The 18,347-nt window shown below is 73.8% G+C and carries 18 protein-coding genes; 10 read left to right on the top strand and 8 right to left on the bottom strand.

Features of this window, described 5'->3' with window-relative positions; genetic code table 11:
• Positions 1-39 precede the first annotated feature (39 nt).
• Together ACFWP3_RS34155 and ACFWP3_RS34160 are read left to right on the top strand one after the other, a co-directional pair.
• Positions 40-777: a MerR family transcriptional regulator gene (locus ACFWP3_RS34155; RefSeq protein WP_384228931.1), complete on the top strand. Its 738-nt coding sequence runs from the start codon at positions 40-42 to the stop codon at positions 775-777.
• The gene (locus tag ACFWP3_RS34160) at positions 774-1,601 is read left to right on the top strand and encodes a hypothetical protein (protein WP_384228933.1); all 828 of its coding nucleotides are present in this window, start codon (positions 774-776) and stop codon (positions 1,599-1,601) included. Before ACFWP3_RS34155 ends, ACFWP3_RS34160 begins: the two co-directional genes overlap by 4 nt.
• Positions 1,602-1,623: 22 nt before the next feature.
• Here ACFWP3_RS34160 and ACFWP3_RS34165 read toward each other — a convergent pair whose 3' ends face one another.
• Positions 1,624-3,066: an RNB domain-containing ribonuclease gene (locus ACFWP3_RS34165; RefSeq protein WP_384228935.1), complete on the bottom strand. Its 1,443-nt coding sequence runs from the start codon at positions 3,064-3,066 to the stop codon at positions 1,624-1,626.
• A 162-nt stretch (positions 3,067-3,228) separates the two neighbouring features.
• Between ACFWP3_RS34165 and yaaA the strand changes: the two genes are divergently transcribed.
• The gene (yaaA, locus tag ACFWP3_RS34170; protein WP_384228938.1) at positions 3,229-4,032 is read left to right on the top strand and encodes a peroxide stress protein YaaA; all 804 of its coding nucleotides are present in this window, start codon (positions 3,229-3,231) and stop codon (positions 4,030-4,032) included.
• Between the two features lie 354 nt (positions 4,033-4,386).
• Here the strand turns inward: yaaA and ACFWP3_RS34175 are convergent, their stop codons facing one another.
• Both ACFWP3_RS34175 and ACFWP3_RS34180 read right to left on the bottom strand, forming a co-directional pair.
• Positions 4,387-5,136 carry a bifunctional DNA primase/polymerase gene (locus ACFWP3_RS34175; RefSeq protein WP_384228940.1) on the bottom strand — a complete coding sequence of 250 codons (750 nt, stop codon included), beginning with the start codon at positions 5,134-5,136 and terminating at the stop codon, positions 4,387-4,389.
• A 149-nt stretch (positions 5,137-5,285) separates the two neighbouring features.
• Positions 5,286-5,897, bottom strand: a complete 612-nt coding sequence (locus tag ACFWP3_RS34180; protein WP_384228943.1) for a TetR/AcrR family transcriptional regulator — start codon at positions 5,895-5,897, stop codon at positions 5,286-5,288.
• 92 nt (positions 5,898-5,989) lie between these two features.
• On the opposite strand from ACFWP3_RS34180, the gene ddaH reads away from it, so the two are divergent.
• Entirely contained in the window at positions 5,990-6,838 is an 849-nt protein-coding gene (ddaH, locus tag ACFWP3_RS34185; RefSeq protein ID WP_384228968.1) for a dimethylargininase, read from the top strand.
• Positions 6,839-6,890: 52 nt separating this feature from the next.
• Here the strand turns inward: ddaH and ACFWP3_RS34190 are convergent, their stop codons facing one another.
• Together ACFWP3_RS34190 and ACFWP3_RS34195 are read right to left on the bottom strand one after the other, a co-directional pair.
• The gene (locus tag ACFWP3_RS34190) at positions 6,891-7,898 is read right to left on the bottom strand and encodes a small ribosomal subunit Rsm22 family protein (RefSeq protein ID WP_384228945.1); all 1,008 of its coding nucleotides are present in this window, start codon (positions 7,896-7,898) and stop codon (positions 6,891-6,893) included.
• Positions 7,899-7,907: 9 nt separating this feature from the next.
• Positions 7,908-9,218: a Bcr/CflA family multidrug efflux MFS transporter gene (locus ACFWP3_RS34195; RefSeq protein ID WP_384228947.1), complete on the bottom strand. Its 1,311-nt coding sequence runs from the start codon at positions 9,216-9,218 to the stop codon at positions 7,908-7,910.
• 108 nt (positions 9,219-9,326) lie between these two features.
• Here ACFWP3_RS34195 and ACFWP3_RS34200 point away from each other — a divergent pair, with 108 nt between their 5' ends.
• The 3 genes from ACFWP3_RS34200 (at position 9,327) to ACFWP3_RS34210 (ending at position 11,623) form a co-directional block, all read left to right on the top strand.
• Positions 9,327-10,088 (top strand): SDR family oxidoreductase, encoded by a 762-nt coding sequence (locus tag ACFWP3_RS34200; protein ID WP_384228949.1) that lies wholly within the window; start codon positions 9,327-9,329, stop codon positions 10,086-10,088.
• A gap of 93 nt (positions 10,089-10,181) precedes the next feature.
• The gene (locus ACFWP3_RS34205) at positions 10,182-11,042 is read left to right on the top strand and encodes a PhzF family phenazine biosynthesis protein (RefSeq protein WP_384228951.1); all 861 of its coding nucleotides are present in this window, start codon (positions 10,182-10,184) and stop codon (positions 11,040-11,042) included.
• Positions 11,039-11,623, top strand: a complete 585-nt coding sequence (locus ACFWP3_RS34210) for a GNAT family N-acetyltransferase (RefSeq protein ID WP_384228953.1) — start codon at positions 11,039-11,041, stop codon at positions 11,621-11,623. The genes ACFWP3_RS34205 and ACFWP3_RS34210 overlap by 4 nt, the downstream gene beginning before the upstream one ends.
• Positions 11,624-11,663: 40 nt before the next feature.
• On the opposite strand, the gene ACFWP3_RS34215 is transcribed toward ACFWP3_RS34210, so the two are convergent.
• The 3 genes from ACFWP3_RS34215 to ACFWP3_RS34225 are packed head-to-tail and all read right to left on the bottom strand — an operon-like array spanning position 11,664 to position 14,570.
• Positions 11,664-12,491, bottom strand: a complete 828-nt coding sequence (locus tag ACFWP3_RS34215; protein ID WP_384228970.1) for a heme ABC transporter ATP-binding protein — start codon at positions 12,489-12,491, stop codon at positions 11,664-11,666.
• A 26-nt stretch (positions 12,492-12,517) separates the two neighbouring features.
• Positions 12,518-13,555 carry a FecCD family ABC transporter permease gene (locus ACFWP3_RS34220; protein ID WP_384228955.1) on the bottom strand — a complete coding sequence of 346 codons (1,038 nt, stop codon included), beginning with the start codon at positions 13,553-13,555 and terminating at the stop codon, positions 12,518-12,520.
• A 1-nt stretch (position 13,556) separates the two neighbouring features.
• Positions 13,557-14,570: a hemin ABC transporter substrate-binding protein gene (locus ACFWP3_RS34225; protein WP_384228957.1), complete on the bottom strand. Its 1,014-nt coding sequence runs from the start codon at positions 14,568-14,570 to the stop codon at positions 13,557-13,559.
• Positions 14,571-14,684: 114 nt separating this feature from the next.
• Here ACFWP3_RS34225 and ACFWP3_RS34230 point away from each other — a divergent pair, with 114 nt between their 5' ends.
• The 3 genes from ACFWP3_RS34230 to ACFWP3_RS34240 all read left to right on the top strand — a co-directional run bounded on the left by ACFWP3_RS34230 (position 14,685) and on the right by ACFWP3_RS34240 (position 18,304).
• Positions 14,685-16,112 carry an HtaA domain-containing protein gene (locus ACFWP3_RS34230; protein ID WP_384228960.1) on the top strand — a complete coding sequence of 476 codons (1,428 nt, stop codon included), beginning with the start codon at positions 14,685-14,687 and terminating at the stop codon, positions 16,110-16,112.
• A gap of 67 nt (positions 16,113-16,179) precedes the next feature.
• On the top strand, positions 16,180-17,601 hold the full coding sequence (locus ACFWP3_RS34235; protein ID WP_384228962.1) for an HtaA domain-containing protein: 1,422 nt from the start codon (positions 16,180-16,182) through the stop codon (positions 17,599-17,601).
• Positions 17,602-17,620: 19 nt separating this feature from the next.
• Positions 17,621-18,304 (top strand): PhzF family phenazine biosynthesis protein, encoded by a 684-nt coding sequence (locus tag ACFWP3_RS34240; protein WP_384228964.1) that lies wholly within the window; start codon positions 17,621-17,623, stop codon positions 18,302-18,304.
• The last annotated feature ends 43 nt before the right edge of the window (positions 18,305-18,347 follow it).

Below are 18,347 nucleotides of genomic sequence, written 5' to 3' on the forward strand. Positions count from 1 at the left end.
CCTTGACCTTGACGCAACGGCAGGGTTTCTACTGGGGGCATGCGGATCGGAGAGATCGCCGCGCTCGTCGGGGTCACGACCCGGGCGATCCGGCACTACCACCATGTCGGGCTGCTCCCGGAACCGGAGCGGCGCCCCAACGGCTACCGGGCCTACAGCGTCCGCGACGCCGTCCTGCTGGCCCGCGTGCGCCGGCTCACCGAGCTCGGGCTCAGCCTGGACGAGGTGCGCGACGTCCTCGCGGACGACGCCGGGCGCGAGCTGGCCGACGTACTCGAAGAGCTCGACGCCGACCTGGCCCGCCAGGAGGCCGAGATCGCCGAGCGCCGGCGCCGGCTCGCCGTGCTGCTGGCCGCCCCGCCCGGGGAGGCCGAGCCGCTGTCGCCCGCGCTCGCCGCGCTGCTCGCCAAGGCGCCGCCCACCGGTTCGCCGTCCGCCGCGAAGGACCGCGAGCACCTGACGCTGCTCGACGCCTCGGGCGCCGCCGGCGAGGAGCTGTACGCGGCGCTCGGGCCGCTTGCGGCCGATCCCGCGGTGCTGGCCCTGTACGAGCGGCTGGACGAGCTCGCCGACGCCCCCGCGGACGATCCGCGGATCCCGGTGCTGGCGGCGGAACTGGTCGCGGCCGTGCCGGACGAGGTGTTCGCGGCGGTACCGGCCGAGGGCGGGCCGGTCGTACCGGGGTTCAAGGAGGCGCTGCTCGCCGAGTTCGAGCCCGCGCAGGCGGAAGTCGTCCGCCGGGTGATGGAGGCGTTCATGGAGAGGGGCCGGGGATGAACGGGGTACGGGTGGCACGGACGGCGGCCGCGGCCGTCATACCGGGGGAACTGGTGCTGGTGTGCTGCCTGGTCGCGGGCGTACGGCTGCCCGGGTGGGCGGTGGCGGCCGCCGAGGCCCTGGTGCTCGCCGTACTCCTGCTGGAGGCCTGGGTGCTGCGCTCGCTGTACGCCGCCGCCCGCGCCCGGGGAGCGGCGCCCCGCGAGGCCCGGCGGGAGGCAGTGCACACGGTTGTCCCCGTCCAGGTCCGGCGGCTGCTGCGGCACGAGCTGCGCGCCACGGCCTCCCTCGGCTGGTGGGTGCTGCGCCGCAAGCACGGGGTGGCGGCGGGGGACGTGGCCGCCGCGTACACGGGGCCGCAGACCGCCATGATGTACGGGATGGTCTTCGTGTCGGTGATCGAGACCATCGCCCTGGCTGTGCTCATCCCCTGGCCCGCCGTCCACCGGGTGGTGCTCGTCCTGGACGTGTACGGGATCCTGCTCGTGCTCGCCCTGCACGCCGCCTGTGTCGCGCGGCCGCACGTGGTCCGGTCCGACGGCTCGCTGCGGATCCGGTACGGGGCCCTGTTCGACCTCGTCGTGCCGCCGGACGCGGTGGCCTCGGTCCGGGTCGACCGGCGCTATCCGCAGGGCCGGCTGGTCACGCTGTCCGAGGACGGGGAGCTCGACCTGATCGTGGGCAGCCAGACCACGGTGACCCTGGAGCTGACCCGGCCGCTGTCCTTCACCCGGCCGCTCGGCGCCGTCGGCGCGGCGCGGACCATCCGCTTCCACGCCGACGATCCGCGCGCGCTGGTCAGCGCCCTGCGTCAGCCCGCGTAGCCGGACCTCCGGGCGGACCTCGTCACGCCGGGGCGAAGAGGACCTTCGCCGTGCCCGGGTCCGCCTCCGCGAGGCGGACCCGGATCCGCTCGCCCAGCGGCAGCTCCAGCGCGGTCGACACCACGCGGCCGACCACCGCCGGGTCCTCCAGGTGGACCGTGCCCTCCAGCGGCTCCCGGTCCTTGACCTCGATCACCGTGGCCTCGAAGGTCTCCCCGACGCGGTCCTTGAGGAGGGCGGCCTCGACGAGGTCCACGCACTCCCGCTCGGCCCCGTTGGCCAGCCGCGCGCCGTCCGCCATCTCCTTGGGCAGCGCGTCCAGCGCCGCCACCGCCCACCGCGGGGGCTCGGCTCCGGCCACCGCCGCCAGGCACAGCTCGCCGGCGTACCGGTCGGCGAGCCGGCGCAGCGGGGCGGTGCAGTGGGCGTACGGGGCCGCGACCGCCGCGTGGATCGCGGGGTCCGGGGTCTCGCCGCCGGTGAACACGGTGTAGCCGGCGCCGCGCAGCAGGGCCGTGCACTCCTGGAGGAAGGCGGCGTGGGCGGGGCGGTGCGGGTCGAGGGAGCGCACGAGTTCGGCGTACGGGACGTGGTGCGGCCAGTCGATCCGCAGGGCCTTGGCCGCCCGTCGGAGTCGGCCGACGGCGCCGTCGGGGGCCTGCGGGAGGGTCCGCAGGATTCCGGTTCCGGCGGCCAGCATCAGGTCGGCGGCGGCGATGCCGGTCATGAGGGAGATCTGGGCGTTCCAGCCGTCGGCGGGGAGCGGGGCCCGGTAGGCCAGGCTGTACGAGCCGTCGTGGGCGACGACCTCCTGCTCGGGCACGTTCAGGGAGATGCCGCCGCGCTCCACTTCGAGGGCCTCGCGGAGCCGGCCGATGTCCTGGAGCAGGGCGACGGGTTCCTCGGCCGTGCCGGTGTCGATGGCCTTCTGCACGCCGTCGTAGTCGAGCTTGGCCCGGCTGCGGACGAGGGCGCGGCGGACGTCGGTGGTCTCCACCCGGCCCTCGGCGTCGAGGTCGAGGCGCCAGAGCAGTGCGGGGCGGGTCCGGTCGGGCAGCAGGCTGGCCGCGTCCTCCGAGAGCACGGCCGGGTGCAGCGGAACCTTGCCGTCGGGGAAGTAGAGGGTGGTGACCCGGCGGTGGGCCTCCGTGTCGAGCGCGCCGCCCGGGGTGACGAAGGCGGCGACGTCGGCGATGGCGTAGTGGACGCGGAAGCCGCCGGCGGGCCGCCGTGCCAGGTGCATGGCCTGGTCGAGGTCGCGCGAGGCCGGCGGGTCGACGGTGAAGAGGGGGAGGTCGGTGGCGTCGGTGTCGGGCAGGCGGGGTTCGCGGGCGGCCCGCTCGGCCTCGGCGAGCACCTCGGCCGGGAACTCCTCCGGCACGTCCAGCTTGGTCCGCAGTGCGCGCAGGGCGGCCCGCAGGGCAGCCCCCTCCGCGCCGGTCATGTGCATGTGGCGGCGTGGCATGGACCGAGCCTAGGCCCTGGCCGGGCGATATGCGCGGTTCGGGCGGCTTCGGTCGTGGCCGGGCGGCGGCCGGGGCCGAGGGACGGGGCGGGGCGCCCGGGCCGTCTACCCTGGCTCGGGGGCCGCATCCCCTGCGCCGTGTCGTACCGAAGGAGATCCACCGTGCTCGTGCTGCTGCCGCCGTCCGAAGGAAAGGCCGCCGGCGGCTCCGGCGCTCCCCTGAAGCCGGAGTCGCTGTCGCTGCCCGGTCTGGCCGAGGCCCGTGCGGGGGTCCTGGACGAACTGGTCGAACTGTGCGCGGCCGACGAGCTCAAGGCGCGCGAGGTGCTGGGCCTGAGCGAGGGCCTGCGCGGCGAGGTCGCGAAGAACGCGGAGCTGCGGTCGGCCCCGGCCCGGCCGGCCGGGGAGATCTACACCGGCGTGCTGTACGACGCGCTGGGGCTGGCGGACCTGACGCCGGTGGCGCGAGCGCGGGCCGAGGAGTCGCTGCTGGTGTTCTCGGGGCTGTGGGGTGCGGTGCGGATCACCGACCGGATCCCGTCGTACCGCTGCTCGATGGGCGTGAAGCTGCCGGGGCGCGGTGCGCTGGGGGCGTACTGGCGGGGGCCGATGGCGGAGGTGCTGCCGGCCGTTGCCGGGGAGGGGCTGGTGCTGGACCTGCGGTCGGCGGCGTACGCCTCGGCGTGGAAGCCGAAGGGGGAGGTGGCGGGGCGGACGGCCACCGTGCGGGTGCTGCACTCGCAGGTGGTGGACGGGGTGGAGAAGCGGTCCGTGGTGAGCCACTTCAACAAGGCGACGAAGGGCCGGCTGGTGCGGGACCTGTTGCTCGCGGGAGCCGCTCCGGCTTCGCCGGGCGAACTGGTCGAGGTCCTGCGGGGGCTGGGCTACGTGGTCGAGACCGATGCGCCGGCGAAGGCGGGCCGGGCCTGGGGTCTGGACGTGGTGGTCACCCAGATCCACCACTGACCCCCGCCGGGCCGCCCCCGGGGCTCCGCCCCGCACCCCGCGCCTCAATCGCCGGCGAGGCTGAATGTGACGGACCCCGGCCTGCCTCTGCGGGCACAAAATCGGGGCTCCGCCCCGGACCCCGCGCCTCAAACGCCGGCGAGGCTGGATATGGCCCGGCAGGATTCTTCGGGCGTGGACCCCGGTCTTGTGCCCGCACGTGTGGCGTCGGGGAGGCGAAAACCAGCCCCGCCGGCGTTTGAGGCGCGGGGTCCGGGGCAGAGCCCCGATCCTGTGCCCGCACGTGCATACTCGGGGGCGACTCCAGCCCCGCCGGCGTTTGAGGCGCGGGGGCTGGGGCGGAGCCCCAGGGGGCTAGTGGCCCAGGGGCCAGGCTACGGCGGCTGGGGTGAGGTTTGCGGTGCCCGCGTACGTGGCGCAGGCGTCCGTCAGGGTTTCGAGGAGGGTGAGGGGGTCCGGGAGGGGGTGCTCCATGCCCCGGAGCCAGGTCACGGCCTCGTCACCCGGCAGGGCCGCCGGCGGCACCAGGACGTAGCTGCCGCGGCAGTGCCACCGCAGGCCGGGGTGCTCGTCCATCGTCTCGGGATGGCAGTCCAGTTCGCAGGGCCACCACTCGTCCTCGTCCTCGGGAGTACCGCGGGTGGCGGTGAAAAAGAGCATCCGGGCCTGTTCCCCGGTGCCGCCCGACTCGGCGACCGGCCCGACCTCGATGCCCGCTTCCAGCAGGCGGGCGAGGGCGGCCGTGCCCGCTTCCAGGGGGACGTCCAGGACGTCGTGGACCATGCCCGTCGCGGTGATGAAGTTGGCCTGGGGCTGGTTGCGCGCCCACCGTTCGACCTGCGCGCGGTCGGTGGTCGACTGGGTCTGCCAGGCGAAGGAGAGCGGGTGGCGTGCGGGGGTCGGACAGCCGATCCGGTCGCACGAACATCGGTAACCGGCGGGATGGGCGGCGGGTGCGAGCGGCAGACCGGCGGCGGCGACGGCCAGGAGGAGCGCCTCGCGCTCTTTCCCGGGGTCCTCGGCGATGGGTTTCTGCCGCCGGCGCAGCCACTGGGAAATCCTGCTCTGCTCGCCGCGTTTGACGCGGCCGGACTCAGACCCCATCTATCCCCTCACCTCACCGTATCCCCGGCGGACCTTCACATGGTCCCACCATCCTGCGCCCCGGGTGACCGGTCTCGGTGACCGGGGGGTTGGGGATGGGTGACCGGCAACCCCCACATAAGCACAGAATTCAGCCATTTCAATTCCGGTCAGCGGCTGGTGACGTTGGCCACCCCGCCCAGTACCCGGTCCACCAGCGCGTCGGCGAAGGCGTGCGTCAGCGGCTGTGTCCGCAGCAGCCAGCGGTAGGTGAGCGGGCCCAGCAGCATCTCCACCGTCAGCCGCAGATCGGTGTCCGGTGCCAGCTGGCCGGCCTCGCGGGCCGAGCGCAACCGCGCCTCGTACAGGGCGAGCTGCGGCTCCAGCAGCCGTTCGTTGAAACGGGCTCCGAGCTCGGGGTCGGTGGCCCCGGCCGCCGTCAGGGCGCGCGCGGGGGCGGCGTACTTCTCGTCGCACAGCTCGTCCACCGTCGCCCGCAGGACGTACTTCAGGTCGGCCGCGAGGTCCCCGGTGTCGGGGAAGCCCGTCCACTGGCCCTCCGTCTCGGCCTCGCCGGCGAGCGAGAGCGAGGCGTCGAGGAGGACGGCCGCCTTGGAGGGCCACCAGCGGTAGATGGTCTGCTTGCCGACCCCGGCCCGGGCGGCGATCGCCTCGATGGTCAGCTTGTTGTAGCCGACCTCCCCGACCAGTGCGAGCGCGGCGTCGAGGATGGCCCGCCGGGAGCGGTCGCTGCGGCGGGTGGCGTCAGGGGTCTTGGTCATGTCCTGAAACTACCAATCGAGACGTCTCGTCTTCCTCTTGTCCGTTAAACCACCCAATCAGTTCACTGCGGTGTCCGGCGTGAGGAGAGACGATTCTCTCCACACTCGCCGTAAGTCGTGAGGAGCCTTCTTTGCGCAGAGACGCCACACCCCGGCGCTATCTGATGTGCCCACCCGTGCACTTCAAGGTCACCTACTCCATCAATCCGTGGATGGATCCCACGAAACCGGTGGACCTGCCCCTCGCCCTCGCCCAGTGGGAGGACCTGAGGGACCGCTACCGCTCCCTCGGGCACACCGTCGAAACCCTCGAACCGCACCCCGAGCTGCCCGACATGGTGTTCGCGGCGAACGGGGCGCTCGTCGTCGACGGCCGGGTGCTCGGGGCCCGGTTCGCCTATCCGGAGCGGGCCGCCGAGGCCGAGATCCACCTGGAGTGGTTCCGCGGCCACGGCTACCGGGACGTCCACGAGCCGTCCCACGTCAACGAGGGCGAGGGCGACTTCGCCGTCACCGCCAGCTACCTCCTGGCCGGCCGGGGCTTCCGCTCCAGCCCGCTCTCGCACGACGAGGCACAGGAGTTCTTCGGCCGTCCCGTCATCGGCCTCGACCTGGTGGACCCGCGCTACTACCACCTGGACACGGCCCTGTGCGTCCTGGACGGGGACGAGGTCATGTACCACCCGGCGGCCTTCTCGCCGGGCAGTCAGGCCGTGCTCAAACGCCTCTTCCCCGACGCGCTGCTCGCCGGGGACGAGGACGCGGCGGCCCTGGGCATGAACGCGGTCTCCGACGGCCGGCACGTGCTGCTCCCGCAGGCGGCGACCGGGCTGCTGGCCCCGCTGCGGGACCGGGGGTTCGAGCCGGTGCCGATGGACCTGGGCGAGCTGCTCAAGGGCGGCGGCAGCGTGAAGTGCTGCACCCAGGAGCTGAGGCCCTAGGGAGACCAGGCTTCAGGGCCCCGGGTTCCCCGGGTCCCCGGGGCCCGGCGTCCTAGTCCTCGGAGGCGGGCGGCGGCCAGCCCTGGCCCCAGTCGGCGTCCCGCGCCGCCTTGTAGAGGTCGCCGTGGCGCTTGGTCACGGTGGCCCGGGTCAGGCCCTCGCCCTGGGGGCCGCACAGCTCCAGCAGGACCAGCCCCTTCCGGATCTGCGGCTTCCGCGTGATCCGGGAGGTGGCCGGCTCCGTCGGGAAGCGGGTCGCGGCGACGTAGCTGAACTTCTCGTCCTCGTACGGCAGGGAGCCGCCCTTGACCTTGCGGTGCAGGGAGGACCGGCTGACCCGCGCCGAGAAGTGGCACCAGTCCTGCCCGACCTCGATCGGGCAGGTCCCGTCGTGCGGGCACGGGGCGGCGACCCGCAGCCCGGCCGCGATCAGCTGGTCGCGGGCCTCGCGGATGCGCAGGTACCCCTCCGGAGTGCCCGGCTCGACGATCACCACGGCCTGGCCGGCGCGCGCCGCCTCGGCGACGACGGCCGTACGGGCCTGCGGGGTCAGCTCGCCCAGTACGTACGAGACCGTCACCAGGTCGGCCTCCGGCAGCGTCAGCCCGGAGCCGATGACCGCCCGCCGCCAGGCCGCGCGGCGCAGCACCTCGGAGGGGGAGGCCGCGGCCAGTTCACGGCCCAGGGCCAGCGCGGGCTCCGCCCAGTCCAGCACCGTGGTCTCCCGCGGCCCGTCCCAGACGGCGTCGACCGCCCAGGTCGCGGCGCCCGTGCCGCCGCCCACGTCCACGTGCGAGCCTGGCGCCCACTGCGGGGCCGCCTCGGCGAGGCCGTCCAGGGCGGCCCGGACGGCCTCGAAGGTGGCGGGCATCCGGTACGCCGCGTACGCCGCCACGTCGGAGCGGTCGCGCAGCACGGGTGCGTCGGTGGGGGTCTGCCCCCGGTAGCTGGCGATGAGCCGCTCGACGGCTGCCGCGGCCTGCTTGGGCGGAAGTCCGTCGAGCAGCCTGCCGAGCGTGCTGCGGAGGGTGTCGGCGGTGGTGGGGGCGGAGACGTTCACCCGCGAAGTTTACGGCGCCGCGGGCACCTCGGACTCGCGGCTGCGCCAGGGGCGGCACATGCCGACGAAGCAGGCCACGGCCAGCAGCGAGCAGACCAGCTGCACCACGGCCATGGGCACGGCCGTGTCCTCGCCCGCGATCCCGACGAGCGGCGAGGCGACCGCGCCGACCAGGAAGGAGGAGGTGCCGATCAGCGCGGACGCCGAGCCGGCGGCGTGCGGGGTGCGCATGAGGGCCTGCGCGTTGGTGTTCGGCAGCACCAGGCCCATCGCCGACATCAGCACGAACAGGGCGGCGGCGATCGGGACCAGTCCGACCTCCCCGAACACCCCGGTCGCCATGAGCAGCAGGGCCACGGAGGCGGCCGTGGTGATGGCGAGCCCGACGGACAGGGTCTTGTCCATGTCGACGCGGCCGACCAGCAGCTTGCCGTTGATCTGGCCGACGGCGATCAGGCCGCAGGAGTTGAGGCCGAACAGCAGGCTGAAGGCCTGGGGCGAAGCACCGTAGATCTCCTGCACCACGAAGGGGGAGGCGGCGATGTAGGAGAAGAGCACGGCGAAGGCGAAGCCGCCGGCCAGCGTGTAGCCGGTGAAGACGCGGTCGCCGAGCAGTCCCCGCATGGTCCGCAGGGCCGCGCCGACGCCGCCGGTCTGGCGCCGCTCGGGCGGCAGGGTCTCGCCGAGGCTGCGCCACACCATCAGGGTGAGGACGAAGCCGACGGCGGTGAGGACGACGAAGACCCCGCGCCAGTCGGAGAAGCGCAGCACCTGGCCGCCGATGAGCGGGGCGACGATCGGGGCGGTGCCGGATATGAGCATCAGGTTGGAGAAGAACCGGGCCATCTCGACCCCGTCGTACAGGTCGCGTACGACGGCCCGTGCGATGACGATCGCGGCCGAGCCGGCCAGGCCCTGGATCAGGCGGAAGGCGATCAGCAGCTCGGCGGTCGGGGCGAGGGCGCATATCGCGGTGGCCAGGACGTACATGACCATGCCGATGAGCAGCGGCTTGCGGCGGCCCCACTTGTCGCTCATCGGGCCGATGACCAGCTGGCCCAGGGCCATGCCGGCGAGGCAGGCGGTGAGGGTGAGCTGGATGGTGGCGGCAGGGCTGTGCAGGACGTTGGTGACCTCCGGCAGGGCCGGGAGGTACATGTCCATGGACAGCGGCGGGAGGGCGGTGAGCCCGCCGAGTATGAAGGTGACCAGCAGGCCCGTGCGGCGTGCGGCCTTCAGGGGTGCGGCGGTGGTGGGGACGGAGGGCGTTTCGGGTGACGGTTCGTGTGCGCGGGCCGTCACGGGGCCTCTCTCCGACATGCGGAACTCCAGTCTGCTTGTCTTCTTTATGCACCCCTGACCGACCCATGCTCTCAGCAATCGGAACGTCCGGGGACTGGGGCGCCGTGTGACGTACTCTGCGGCCCCATGGACGAACCCACGACGAAGATCGCTGTAGTGACGGGGGCCGGCTCCGGAATCGGCCGTTCAGTGGCCCTGACCCTGGCCGCGGCAGGCTGGTCCGTGGCGCTGGCGGGCCGCCGTAAGGAGCCGCTCGAGGAGACCGCCGGGGCGGCCGGGGCCGGCGCCGACGTGTTCCCCGTACGGACGGACGTCAGCGATCCGGACGAGGTCGCTGCGCTGTTCGGGGCGGTCCGCGAGCGGTACGGGCGTCTCGACCTGCTCTTCAACAACGCGGGCACCTTCGGCCCGGGCGGCGTCCCGCTGGAGGACCTCTCCTACGAGGCCTGGCGCTCGGTGGTCGACGTCAACCTGACCGGTTCCTTCCTGTGCGCGCAGGCCGCCTTCCGCCAGATGAAGGCCCAGGAGCCGCAGGGCGGCCGCATCATCAACAACGGCTCGATCTCGGCGCACGTGCCGCGCCCGAACTCCGTCGCCTACACCGCGACCAAGCACGCGATGACCGGCCTGACCAAGTCCCTGTCGCTGGACGGCCGCCCGTACCGGATCGCCTGCGGGCAGATCGACATCGGCAACGCGGCCACCGAGATGACCGAGCGGATGCAGACCGGGATCCTCCAGGCCAACGGGCAGCTGGCCGTCGAACCGGTGATGGACGCGGGCGACGTGGCACGCACGGTGCTGCACATGGCGGAGCTCCCGCTGGAGGCGAACGTGCAGTTCGCGACGGTGATGGCGACGACGATGCCGTACATCGGTCGGGGCTGACATCGGGCGGGGCTGACATCGGTCGGGGCCGAGGCTCGAGCCGGCCCCGAGCGGCCGGGGAATGCGCGCCGGGGCCCCGCAGTTGAGCCGATCATGACGACTGAGGTGCTTCACTACACGGCTTTCTCCGGCGACCCGGCGGGCGGCAACCCCGCCGGGGTCGTGCTCGACGCGGCCGGACTGGACGACTCCGCGATGCTGGGCATCGCCGCCGGACTGGGCTACAGCGAGACGGCCTTCCTGACCGCTCCGCCCGAGGGGCTGGGCGGCGAGCCGGGCCGGTCCTTCACCGTGCGCTACTTCAGCCCGAAGGCCGAGGTGCCGTTCTGCGGGCACGCCACCGTCGCCACCGCCGTGGCGCTGGGGGAGCGGATCGGCCCCGGGGAGGTGCTCCTGGCGACCCGGGCGGGGACCGTCCCGGTGTCCGTCACCGCGCGGGACGGGCTGCTGCGGGCCACGCTGACCAGTGTGGAGCCGCACACCGAGGAGATCGGCGCGGACGACCTCGCCGAGGCGCTGGCCGCGCTGGACTGGCCTGCGGCGGACCTGGACCCGGCGTTCCCGCCCCGGATCGCCTACGCCGGAGCGCGCCACCTGGTGCTCGGCGCCGGCACCCGGGCCCGGCTCGCGGACCTCTCGTACGACTTCGCCCGGCTGGAGGCGCTGATGCGGCGCCTGGACCTGACGACGGTGCAGTTGGTGTGGCGCGCGGGCCCGGCGGAGTTCCACGTACGGAACCCCTTCCCGGTCGGCGGGGTCGTCGAGGACCCGGCGACGGGCGCCGCCGCGGCCGCCTTCGGCGCGTACGCCCGCGAGCTCGGCCTGGTCCCGCAGGACGCCGTGCTCACCCTCCACCAGGGCGCCGACATGGGCCGGCCGGGCGTGCTCACGGTGGAGCTGCGCACGGGCGACCCGCGGGTCCGGGTCGGCGGCGAGGGCGTGCGGATCGGGTGAGCGCGGACACCGGGGCCCTGCGGGTGGCCGGCTTCGCCGAGGCCGCCGTACCCCCGGCGCAGGCCCGCCAGGTCGCCGCCCTGGAGGCCGCGGCCTGGCCGGGTTCCTCGCCCGGGCACGATCCTGCCCTGGCGCCGCGGACCCTGCTCCTGACGGCCGGTGACGGCACGGTGGCCGCGTCGCTGGCGCTGCTGTACAAGGAGATCGAGGTCGCGGGGCGGAGGTACCGCGCGGCCGGGCTGAGCGGCGTGGTCACCCGGCCGGAGCTGCGGGGCCGCGGGCTCGGCGGCCGGCTGGTGGCGGCGGCCCGCGCCGAGCTGGCGGCCGATCCGGCCGTGGACCTGGCCCTGTTCAGCTGCGACGGGCCGCTGGCGGCGTTCTACGGGGCGGCCGGCTTCCCGCCGCTGCCCGGCACGGTCCTGGTCGGCGGGACGCCCGGGGAGCCGCTGGCCACCGACGCGCCGGGCTTCGACAAGGTGGTGGTCGCGGCCTTCTTCACGGCCGAACCGGACTTGGACCGGGCCGCTTTCACGGGCATCCGCGTCCCGCTGTACCCGGGGAGCACCGACCGGCTGTGGTGAGGCCGGGTCAGGCCTCGCCACGGCCGGCCGGGTCGCGCCGTCAGGCCGCCTCGCCCCGGACCGGGACCACCAGCGGTGCGCCGGTGTGCGGGTGGGGGAGCACCTCCACGGGCTGCCGGTAGACGCGGCTGAGCAGCGCGTCCTCGAACACCTCGGCGGGCGGCCCGGCCGCCGCGATCCGCCCGTCGTGCAGGATCGCGGCCCGGTCCGCGTAGGCGGCGGCCAGTCCCAGGTCGTGCAGGACGACGACCACCGCGTCCCCGGCGGCGGCCTGCTGACGGCAGATCCGCAGCACGAGCTCCTGGTGGCGCAGGTCCAGGGCGGCGGTGGGCTCGTCGAGGAGCAGCAGCGGCGCCCGCTGGGCCAGTACGCGGGCCAGCGCGACGCGGGCCCGTTCGCCGCCGGAGAGCGCGGAGAAGGGCCGCTCGGCGAAATCGGTGACCTCGGTGGCGGCCATGGCGGCGGCCACCGCCTCCTCGTCCGCGTCGGCGAACGGGGTGCCGGCCCAGGGCGCGCGGCCCATCCGTACGACGTCCGCGACGGGGAAGGGGAAGGACAGCGCGGCCGACTGCGGCAGCACGGAGCGGCGCAGCGCCAGGTCGGGGGCGGACCACTCGTGCACCGGGCGGCCGTCGATCCTGATCTCCCCGGAGGCGGCCGGCAGGTCGGCGGCGAGCGCGGCCAGCAGCGTGGACTTGCCCGCGCCGTTGGGGCCGACCAGGGCCAGCACCTCCCCGGCCCGGGCGGTCAGGTCGATGCCGGCCAGGACCTCGCGCCGGCCGAGCCGCACGTGCAGGCCGGAGATCTCGGCGAGGTCCGATCCGGGGGCGGGGCGGGCCGGGACGGTCCGCCGGTTCCGGGAGAGCAGCCCGGCGAGCCTGCGGGTCACTTCGGTCACGCCCAGCCTCCTTGCTTGCGGCGGGTGCGGCGCAGCAGCCAGAAGAAGAACGGGCTGCCGAGCAGGGCGGTCAGGACGCCGAGCGGCAGCTCGGCGGGCTGGGCGAGGGTACGGGCGGCCAGGTCGCCCGCGACCAGGACCAGGGCCCCGGCCAGTGCGCTGCCGGGCACCAGGAAGCGGTGGCCGGGGCCGTTGGCCATCCGCAGCAGGTGCGGGACGAGCAGCCCGACGAAGGTGATGATGCCGGCCACGGCCACGGCGGCGGCGGTGAGCAGGGCCACGACCAGGATGAGGGCGAGGCGCAGCCGCTCGACGTCGATGCCGAGGTGGCGGGCGGGGCGTTCGCCGAGGGAGAGCAGGTCGAGGCGGCGGGAGTAGAAGGGGGCGATGAGCAGGCCGGCCAGGGCGCAGGGGAGTACGGCGAGCACCTTGGGCCAGGTGGCCTGGGCGAGGGAGCCGAGCTGCCAGAAGGTGATCTGGTTGACCTGGCCGCTGTCGGCGAAGAAGACGAACAGGCCGATGAGGGCGCCCGCGAAGGCGTTGACGGCGATGCCGGTGAGGATGAGCGTGACGACCTCGGTCTTGCCGCCGTTGCGGGAGAGGAAGTAGACGGAGGCCACGGTGACCAGGCCGGCGACGAACGCGCAGACGGTGATGGTCCAGTTGCCGAAGAAGCTGAGCCCGAGCCCGATGGCGGCGACCGCGCCGACCGCGGCGCCGGCCGAGATCCCGATGACGCCGGGCTCGGCCAGGGGGTTGCCGAAGACGCCCTGCATGAGGGCGCCCGCGCAGCCCAGGCTCGCGCCGACGAGCAGCGCGAGGACGACGCGGGGCAGGCGCACGTTCCACAGGACGCTCTCCCCGACCCGGTCGAGGGGTGCTCCGCCCAGCCCCATGTGGTGCTGGACGGAGGCGATGACGTCCCCGAGGGGTATGCGGTAGGCGCCGGTTCCGGCGGATACCAGGGCGAGTACGAGCAGGCTGACGACGAGGGCCGTGGTGAGCAGGGAGGCCCGTCTGTCGGGGAGGGTCACGTCAAGCGGCCTTGCTGTAGAGCTGGGTGATCAGGGAGGACAGCACCTGGTCGGTGCGCGGGCCGTAGTTGAGCAGGACGCCGTCGTCAACGGTGACGACGCGGCGGTCCATGCCGGCCGGGGTCTGGGCGACGCCCGGGATCTTCGTCAGGCCGTCGATGCCGCCGACCGATTCGAGGCCCTTGGACATGACGAGGATCGCGTCGGGGGCGGCGGCGGCCAGGGCCTCGCTGGTGATCGGGGTGAAGTCCTTGCCGAGACCGGACTCCTTGCCGGTGTCGACGGCGCCGGCCGCCTCCAGCAGCGAGGCCGCTCCGGAGTCGGATCCGCCGAGCAGGTAGACCGAGGCGGTGCCGCGCAGGTAGAGGAAGGCGACCCGGGGCTTCTTGCCGGAGGCGGCCGGGATCTCCTTGCGGACGGCGGCGATCCGGTCGGCGGTGCGCTGGTTCAGTCGGGTGCCGGCGTCGGTGACCCCGAGTGCGGCGGCGACCGCGTCGATCCGCTTCGGTACGTCCTCCAGCGCCTTGGCGGGGGCGATGACGAGGACGGGGACGCCCGCGTCGCGGATCTGCTGGACGGCCTCGGCGGGGCCCGTGGTGGTCTCCGCGAGGACCAGCGTCGGGCGCAGCGAGAGCACGCTCTCGGCGGAGACGTCGTGGCCACGTGTCACCACCGGCAGTGCGGCGGCCTGTTCGAAGGTGGCGGTGATGTCCTTGGCGACCACCTTCTCGCCGAGGCCCAGGGTGTGGACGATCTCGTTGAGGCTGCCGGTCAGCGGGATGACGCGGTCCGCCGAGGTGATGGTGACCGAGGTGCCGTCGGCCGAGGGCACCGTCGCGGGCAGCGCGGGCTGGGGAGCCGGCGTGAGTGGTTCCACGCGGTCCGGTGCCGCGGCGGTGTGGGCGGATAGGCCCGGAAGGGTGGCCGTATCTCCGCAGGCCGTCAGCGCGAGTGCCAGTGCTGCCACGGCGAGAGCGAGACGGGGGAAGCGGTGTGACGCGGCGGGCGTAGGCACGAAGGCACCGTCCTGATCGTCCGACTGAGGTTTGTGGTGACCGGGGGTTTCCCATCCGGCGTGGTTAGCTTAGGTTAGCCTAACCTTGCTCGCTAGACCCTGGAGGGGGCAGTCATGCCCACAAGACCCGCCCGTACGTTCGCCGTCGCCCTGTTGGCGGCCCTGCTGGGGGCGCTGCTCCCGGCCACCGTCGCCCGGGCGGGCACCGTGCAGGGAGGTCGACTCGACTGGGGCATCAAATCGTCCTTCCAGACTTATGTCACGGGTCCAGTGGCAAAAGGAAGTTTCAAGCTGAAGAACGGAGCCGCCACCGTGGGCGGCAGCCTGTTCCGTTTCCACACGGCGACCGGCTCCTATGACCCGGAGTCAGGGGCCTTCGAGGCCTCGTACTCGGGCGGGGTGACCTTCCAGGGCCACCAGAAGCCCGACGGGGTCTACGAGCTGGACATGACCGTCAGCCGCCCCACCGTCAAGATCAACGGCGGTAGCGGCACCCTGTACGTGGACGTCTCCAGCAAGGCCAAGGACACCGGCGCGGTCACCAACCAGTCCCAGGTGCCGTTCGCGACCCTGGGCCTGCGCGGGGTCGACATGAAGGGCGCCACCGGCCCGCTGACCCTCACGAACGTCCCGGCCACCCTCACCGAACAGGGCGCCAAGGCCTTCGCCGGCTACTACGCGGCCGGCGCGCAGCTCGACCCCGTCACGCTCTCCGCCGACGTCAAGACCGCCCCGTCCGCGCAGCCTTCGCAGTCGCCCAGCCCGCAGCCGAGCACGTCAGCGGAGACCCCGCAGACGCCCGGTGCCTTCACCGACGCCGCCGTCGACTGGGGCGTGCGCCGCACCTTCCGCGAGTACGTCTCCGGTTCGGTCGGCCAGGGCAAGTGGACCCTCGCGGAGGGCGCCCAGGACGGCGGCGCGCTGTTCCGTTTCGCACAGGGCAAGGGCGCGTACGACGGCGGGAAAGGCACTCTTGACGCCGCCTTCGCCGGTACCGTCCACTTCACCGGCGCCCATCTGGACCTGAAGCTCGGCGCGGTGCGCGTCACCGTGGAGAACGGCAAGGGCGTCCTGTCCGCCGACGTCACCTCCGGCGGCGCGACGAAGAACGCCGTCGCGCTGGTCGAGTTCGACGCCAAGGCCCTGAAGACCGAGGGCGGCCTGGCCACCCTCACCGAGGCCCCCGCCACCCTCACCGAGGGCGGCTCCCAGGCCTTCAACGCCATGTACAAGGCGGGCACCGAGATGGACCCCGTCTCGCTCGCGATCGCCCTCGACTCCACCGCGAAGCTGCCCGCGCTGCCCGACCTGGGCTCCACGGCCGCACCCTCGCCCGAACCCAGCGCCTCCCCCGAGGCGGCCGCCAAGGCCGCGAAGTCCTCGAACACGGGGCTGTACATCGCCCTGGCCGTGGCCGTGCTGGCACTCGCCGCCGCCGGCGTCCTCCTCGTGCTCCGCAAGCGCCGCGCCCAGGCCCAGGCCGAAGCCGCGCGCGATGCCGAGGCCGGAACCACCGCCAGCGCCGGGTCCGAAACCCCGTAACGGCTGCCGCGCCGCCTCCCGCTCCCCCTCCCCCTTCTCCCGTATCTCTTGCCAGGAGTTCTCAGCCATGTCGTCCCACCGCCGCCCGATCGCCGCCGCGGCCGCCGTCCTCACCGCCGCCGCCCTCGGCGCCACCGCCCCGGTCCTGCCCGCGAACGCCGCGGGCGGCCCCCCGACCGCCCCGGTGAAGATCGTCGGCGGCACCCTCGACTGGGGCGTGCTCGCCAGCTACCGCGCCTACGTGACGGGCATGGCCAAGGGCACCATCACCGTGGCGGACGGCGCCACGCAGAACCAGGACGGCACCCTGCGGTTCGGCGAGCCGACCGGACAGTACGAGCCCGCCGCCGGCCACGTCGTGAAGGCCGCCTTCAAGGGCAGCGTCACCTTCTCCTCGCCCGCCCCGCCGACCGGCCACGGCTTCGAGGTCAAGCTCTCGGACTTCCGCATCGACACGGGCACCAAGAAGCTCACCGCGGACGTCACCAAGGGCGGCGCCACGACCCAGGACGTGCCGCTGGCCGCCGTGGCCTTCGCCGGCCAGTCGATGGCCAACCTGGGGACCACCCTCACCAAGGAGGCCGCGGACGCCCTCGGTTCGGCCTCGTACGAGAACAAGGCGGGCGACCCGCTCACCGCGAAGCTGGAGTTCGAGAAGCCCGCCCCGCCGACCCCGACCCCCACCCCGACGCCGACCCCGTCGCAGTCGCAGAGCCCGTCCCCGACCCCGACGAAGTCGGCGACCCCCACCGGGAAGCCGACGGTTCCGGCCGACGGCCCGCAGAAGGTCCTCAGCGCCAAGCTGACGTGGGGCGTGAAGGAGTCCTTCCGCAAGTACGTCCTGAGCGCGGGCTCGATCACCCCGGCCGGCGGCGCCGCCAAGAACGGCGACCTCTACGACTTCGCCCTCGGCAAGGGCGAGCTCGACGCGAAGAAGCAGACGCTGGACGTCTCCTTCGAGGGCAATCTGCGCTTCCAGTACGCCGCTCACGGCATCGACATGGCCTTCGCCAACCCCCGCGTCGCGGCCACCGGCAAGACCGGCACGCTCTACGTGGACGTCAAGAACGCCTCCGGCAGCAAGACGGCCGTCCCCTTCGCCACGCTCGACCTGTCGAAGACGGACTACAAGACCAAGGACGGCGTCCTGGCGCTGAACGCGGTTCCGGCGGCCTTCACCTCCGAGGGCGCGGCCGCCTTCGCCAACGACACCACCGGCTCCATGTACAAGGCCGGGGACGCGATCGACCCGCTCACCGTCTCCGTGGCGGTGGACAAGGACGCCACCCTCCCCGGCGGCACCGGGGGCACCGGCACCACGGGCGGCACGGGCGGTACCGGAGCCACCGCGGCCACCGTCGGCGGCAACCTCGCCGCCACCGGCGCCGAGATCCCGGCCGGAGCCCTCCTCGGCACCTCCGGCGCCGTGATAGCGGCCGGTGCCGGTGCGGTCTTCCTCGCCCGCAGGCGGCGCATGGCCCAGCGCTGACCCGTGCTTGAATGCCCGCGTGAACGATCAACTCGACGTGTTGAGGGTCTTCTGCGCGGGCGACGGCAGGCACGGCAACCTGCTCGGTGTCGTACGTGACGGCCGGGCCTGCCCCGACGATGCGTCGCGGCAGGCCCTGGCCGCCGAACTCGGCTACAGCGAGACGGTGTTCGTCGACGATCCCGAGCGCGGGATCGTCGACATCCGCACGCCCGGCACGCGGATGTCCTTCGCCGGACATCCGCTGGTCGGGCTGGCCTGGCTGCTGGACATCGAGGAGCTCCGGCCGCCGGCCGGGCCCGTATGGGCACGCGACGACGGGGAGTTCACCTGGATCACGGCCCGCCCCGAGTGGGTCGAGGGCAAGCACACCGAGCAGTACGCATCGGTCGCCGAGGTCGAGGCGCTGCCGGCCCCGCCGCCGGGCGAGGGCTGGCTCTACGCGTGGGCCTGGGAGGACGAGACCGCCGGGCGCGTACGGGCCCGCGGCTTCCCGCGCCGCGCCGACGGGGTCATCGCCGAGGACGAGGCCACCGGCTCGGCGGCGATCCTGCTCACCGCCCAGCTGGGCCGCGCCCTCAACATCATCCAGGGCGCGGGCTCCCAGATCCTCACCGCCCCGGGCCCCGACGGCAGCGTGGAGATCGGCGGCCGCGTCCGCTTCGCCCGGCTCGCCCCGCCCGCGGCCGGGTCCCGCCGCTGACCCCGCGGTCCGGACGTGCGAAGAGGGCCGGCCCGGTGCGAAC

This window comes from Streptomyces sp. NPDC058525, assembly GCF_042719495.1.
In the GTDB taxonomy this organism is placed as follows: Bacteria; Actinomycetota; Actinomycetes; order Streptomycetales; family Streptomycetaceae; genus Streptomyces.